1 protein-coding gene is annotated in these 4,619 nt (G+C 72.7%); it reads left to right on the forward strand.

The genetic code is table 11. The features are described 5' to 3' along the window. Window positions 1–4,619 (forward strand): SDR family NAD(P)-dependent oxidoreductase (locus tag ACWDAK_RS40645; protein ID WP_449806580.1); only part of this gene is annotated, 4,619 nt, incomplete at both ends.

A 4,619-nucleotide genomic window follows, 5' to 3' on the forward strand; every position in this document is an offset into this window, starting at 1 on the left:
CGCCACGTCCGCGAGGCCGTCCGCTTCTGCGACGCGGTGCGCACGCTGGAGGGCGAAGGCGTCCGTACGTATCTGGAGTTGGGCCCGGACGGGGTCCTGTCCGCGATGGGCCAGGAGTGCGTGACCGAGGCGGCGGTGTTCGCGCCGGTGCTCCGCGGTGACCGCTCCGAGGTGCAGGCGCTGACCACCGCCGTCGCACAGGCCTACGTCCGAGGCGTGACGGTCGACTGGCAGGCCGTGTTCGCCGGCCTGGGCGCCCGTCGGGTGCACCTGCCCACCTACGCCTTCCAGCGGCAGTGGTACTGGCTGGAGAACCTGGCCGCCCCGGCGGTCGGCACGGCCGTGGTGGACGCGGTGGACGCGAGCTTCTGGGAGGCCGTTGAGAAGGGCGACCTTCAGGCGCTGTCCTCGGTGCTGGAGCTGGACGGCGATCAGCCGCTGAGCTCGGTGCTGCCCGCGCTGTCGGCCTGGCGCCGGCAGAGCCGTGAGCAGTCCACGGTGGACGGCTGGCGCTACCGGGTGAGCTGGAAGCCGGCGGGTGAGGCCGGCTCCGGTGTGCTGTCGGGTACCTGGCTGGTGGTGGCACCGGCCGAGGACGCCGCTGCGGCGGACGTGGTCCGGACGCTGGCCGGTCGTGGCGCGGACGTGCGCCTGGTCGACCCGGCCGGCGCCGATCGCGGCGCCGTGGCCGAGCTGCTGCGTGATGCGGTCGCCGACGGCGTGGCCGTCGAGGGCGTGCTGTCGATGGCCGCCCTCGGCGCGGGCGAGCCCGCGGTGCTGACCGCGACTCTGGTGCAGGCGCTGGGTGACGCGGATGTCGCCGCTCCGCTGTGGTGTGTGACGCGGGGTGCGGTGTCGACGGGTCGCTCGGACCGGCTGGCGGACCCGATGCAGGCTCAGGTCTGGGGTCTGGGCCGGGTGGTGGCTCTGGAGCACCCGGAGCGTTGGGGTGGTCTGGTCGACCTTCCGGAGGTGCTGGACGAGCGTGCGCTCGGCCGACTGGCCGGTGTGCTCGCTGGTGGCGAGGACCAGGTCGCCGTTCGGGCGTCAGGTGTGTTCACCCGCCGTCTGGTGCGGGCCCCGCGTGCTGAAGGTGTCGCCTGGAAGCCGTCCGGTACGGTCCTGGTCACGGGTGGCACCGGTGCGCTGGGCGCGGAGGTCGCGCGCTGGCTGGTGCGCAATGGTGCCGAGCAGCTGGTGCTGACCAGCCGCCGCGGCCTGGACGCTCCTGGCGCGGTCGAACTCCGGGACGAACTGGCCGAGTTGGGCGCTGCCGTCACGGTGGCGGCATGCGATGTCGCCGACCGTGAGGCGCTGGCGGAGCTGCTGGCGTCCGTCGAGGTGTCGGCCGTGTTCCACACCGCCGGTGTGCTGGACGACGGCATGGTCGACGGTCTGACCGCCGAGCGGTTCGCCGCTGTCGCCCGTCCGAAGGTGGACGCGGCGCTGAACCTGCACGAACTCACTTCCGACCTGTCGGCGTTCGTACTGTTCTCCTCGATCGCTGGTTCGGTGGGCAACGCGGGCCAGGGCAACTACGCCGCCGCCAACGCCTTCCTGGACGCCCTCGCCGAGCAGCGCCGGGCTGACGGCCTCGCCGCCACCTCGATCGCCTGGGGTCCGTGGGCGCAGGGCGGCATGGCCGCCGACCGCACCCTCGAGGAGCGGCTGCGCCGCGAGGGCGTCCCGCCGATGGCCCCTGAGCTGGCGATCGCCGCGCTCCAGCAGGCCCTGAAGCAGGGCGACTGGGCCCTCATCGTCGCCGACATCGCCTGGGACCGGTTCCTGCCCGCGATGACGGCTGCCCGGGCCAGCCTGCTGTTCAACGAGCTCCCGGAGGCCCGCCTGGCGGCGTCCGCCGCCGACGGAGCGGGAGCCGCCGCGACCTCCTCGCAGGCCGGGCGCCTGGCCGGCCTCTCCGAGGCCGAGCAGACCAGGGCCCTGCTGGAGCTCGTCCGGAGCAACGTCGCCGCCGTCCTCGCCCACTCCGGGACGGAGTCGGTGGAGGCCGGACGCGCCTTCAAGGAGCTCGGCTTCGACTCGCTGACGGCCGTCGAGCTGCGCAACCGCCTGGGCGTTGCCACCGGTCTCCGGCTCCCGACCACCCTGGTCTTCGACTATCCGTCGGCCGCCGCCCTCGCCGAGCACCTGCGCTCCGAGCTGCTGGGCCAGGCCGCCGCCACCGCGACCCCGAGCGCGGTCCGGGTTGCCGCCGACGACGAGCCGATCGCCATCGTCGCGATGAGCTGCCGCTTCCCCGGCGGGGTGACCTCGCCCGAGGAGCTGTGGCAACTGCTCGTCTCCGGCGGCGACGCGATGGCCGGTCTGCCGACCGACCGCGGCTGGAACGTCGAGACCCTGTACGACCCGGACCCCGACCAGGTCGGCAAGATCTACACCCGCGAGGGCGGATTCCTCTACGACGCCGCCGAGTTCGATCCGGCGTTCTTCGGGATCTCGCCGCGTGAGGCGCTGTCCATGGACCCGCAGCAGCGCCTGCTGCTGGAGACCTCCTGGGAGGCGTTCGAGCGCGCCGGTATCGACCCGGCCACGCTGCGCGGTAGCCGTACCGGTGTCTTCGCGGGCACCAACGGCCAGGACTACCTCGCCCTCCTGATGAACTCCCCGGAGGAGCTGGAGGGCCAGCTCGGCACGGGTACCGCGGCGAGCGTGGTCTCGGGCCGGCTGTCGTACACCTTCGGCCTGGAGGGCCCGGCGGTCACCGTCGACACCGCGTGCTCCTCGTCGCTGGTGGCGCTGCACCTGGCGGTGCAGGCGCTGCGGGGCGGCGAGTGCTCGCTGGCCCTGGCCGGCGGCGTCACCGTGATGGCCACCCCGGACACCTTCCTGGACTTCAGCCGCCAGCGCGGTCTGTCCGCCGACGGCCGGTGCAAGGCGTTCGCCGCCTCGGCGGACGGTACCGCCTGGGGCGAGGGCGTGGGCATGCTGCTCGTGGAGCGGCTGTCGGACGCCCAGCGGAACGGGCATCCGGTGCTGGCGGTGGTGCGCGGCTCGGCCGTGAACCAGGACGGCGCGTCCAACGGTCTGACGGCGCCGAACGGTCCGTCGCAGCAGCGGGTGATCCGGCAGGCGCTGGAGAACGCCGGTCTGGCCACCAGCCAGATCGACGCGGTCGAGGCACACGGCACCGGCACCGCCCTGGGTGACCCGATCGAGGCGCAGGCCCTGCTCGCCACCTACGGCCAGGAGCGGTCCGAGGACCGTCCGCTGTGGCTGGGTTCGGTGAAGTCGAACATCGGTCACACCCAGGCGGCCGCCGGTGTCGCCGGTGTGATCAAGATGGTGCTCGCCATGCAGCACGGTGTGCTGCCGCAGACGCTGCACGTCAATGAGCCGACCCCGCACGTGGACTGGACAACCGGTGCCGTCTCGCTCGTCACCGAACTGACCGACTGGCCCGAGACCGGTGAGCCGCGCCGCTCCGCCGTGTCATCCTTCGGCTTCAGCGGTACCAACGCGCACACGATCCTGGAGCAGGCTCCGGTCGTCGAGGATGCGATTGCCGAGGCGACCGTGTCGCCGTCGGTGCTGCCGGTGGTGCTTTCGGCCAAGGGTGAAGCGGCGCTGCGGGCGCAGGCCGAGCGGCTGCTGTCGGCCGGTGAGCTTGAACTTGTCGATGTGGCTTACTCGTTGGCGACGGGTCGGGCGGCGCTGGAGCGTCGTGCCGTGGTCGTCGCCGAGGATCGTGTGGAGTTCCTGCGGGGGCTGGGTGCGCTGGCTTCGGGTGAGTCGGCTGGGAACCTGGTGCAGGGTTCGGTGGTAGAGGGCCGGACGGCGTTCCTGTTCACCGGGCAGGGCAGCCAGCGGGCCGGGATGGGCCGTGAGCTGTACGAGGCCTTCCCGCTGTTCGCGGACGCGTTGGACGAGGTGTTCGCGCACCTGGACCAGTACCTGGACCGTCCGCTGCGCGAGGTGGTGTTCTCGGGCGAGGAGCTGGATCAGACCGGGTACACGCAGCCGGCGCTGTTCGCGATCGAGGTGGCGCTGTTCCGCCTGGTCGAGGCATGGGGTCTGCGTGCGGATGTGCTGGCGGGTCACTCGATCGGTGAGCTGGCCGCCGCGCACGTCGCCGGGGTGCTGTCGCTGGCGGACGCTGCTGCGCTGGTGGCCGCTCGCGGCCGCCTGATGCAGGCGCTGCCCTCTGGCGGTGCGATGGTGGCGGTGCAGGCCTCGGAGGCCGAGGTGCTGCCGCTGCTGACCGGCGAGGTGGGCATCGCGGCGGTCAACGGGCCTTCCTCGGTGGTGATTTCGGGTGCTGAGGCGGCCGTTGTCGCGGTCGCCGAGCAGCTTGCGGCCGAGGGCCGGAAGACCAAGCCGCTGACGGTGAGCCATGCGTTCCATTCGCCGCTGATGGAGCCGATGCTCGCGGAGTTCCGCACCGTCGCCGAGGGGCTGACGTTCGCCGAGCCACGGATCCCGATCGTCTCCACGCTGACCGGCCAGACCGCTTCGGCGGACGAGCTGTGCTCGCCCGAGTACTGGGTGCGTCACGTCCGCGAGGCGGTCCGCTTCCACGACGCGGTCCAGGCCCTGGAGGCCGAAGGCGTCCGCACCTACGTGGAGTTGGGTCCGGACGGGGTCCTGTCCGCGATGGGCCC

It is taken from the genome of Kitasatospora sp. NPDC001175 (genome assembly GCF_053598215.1).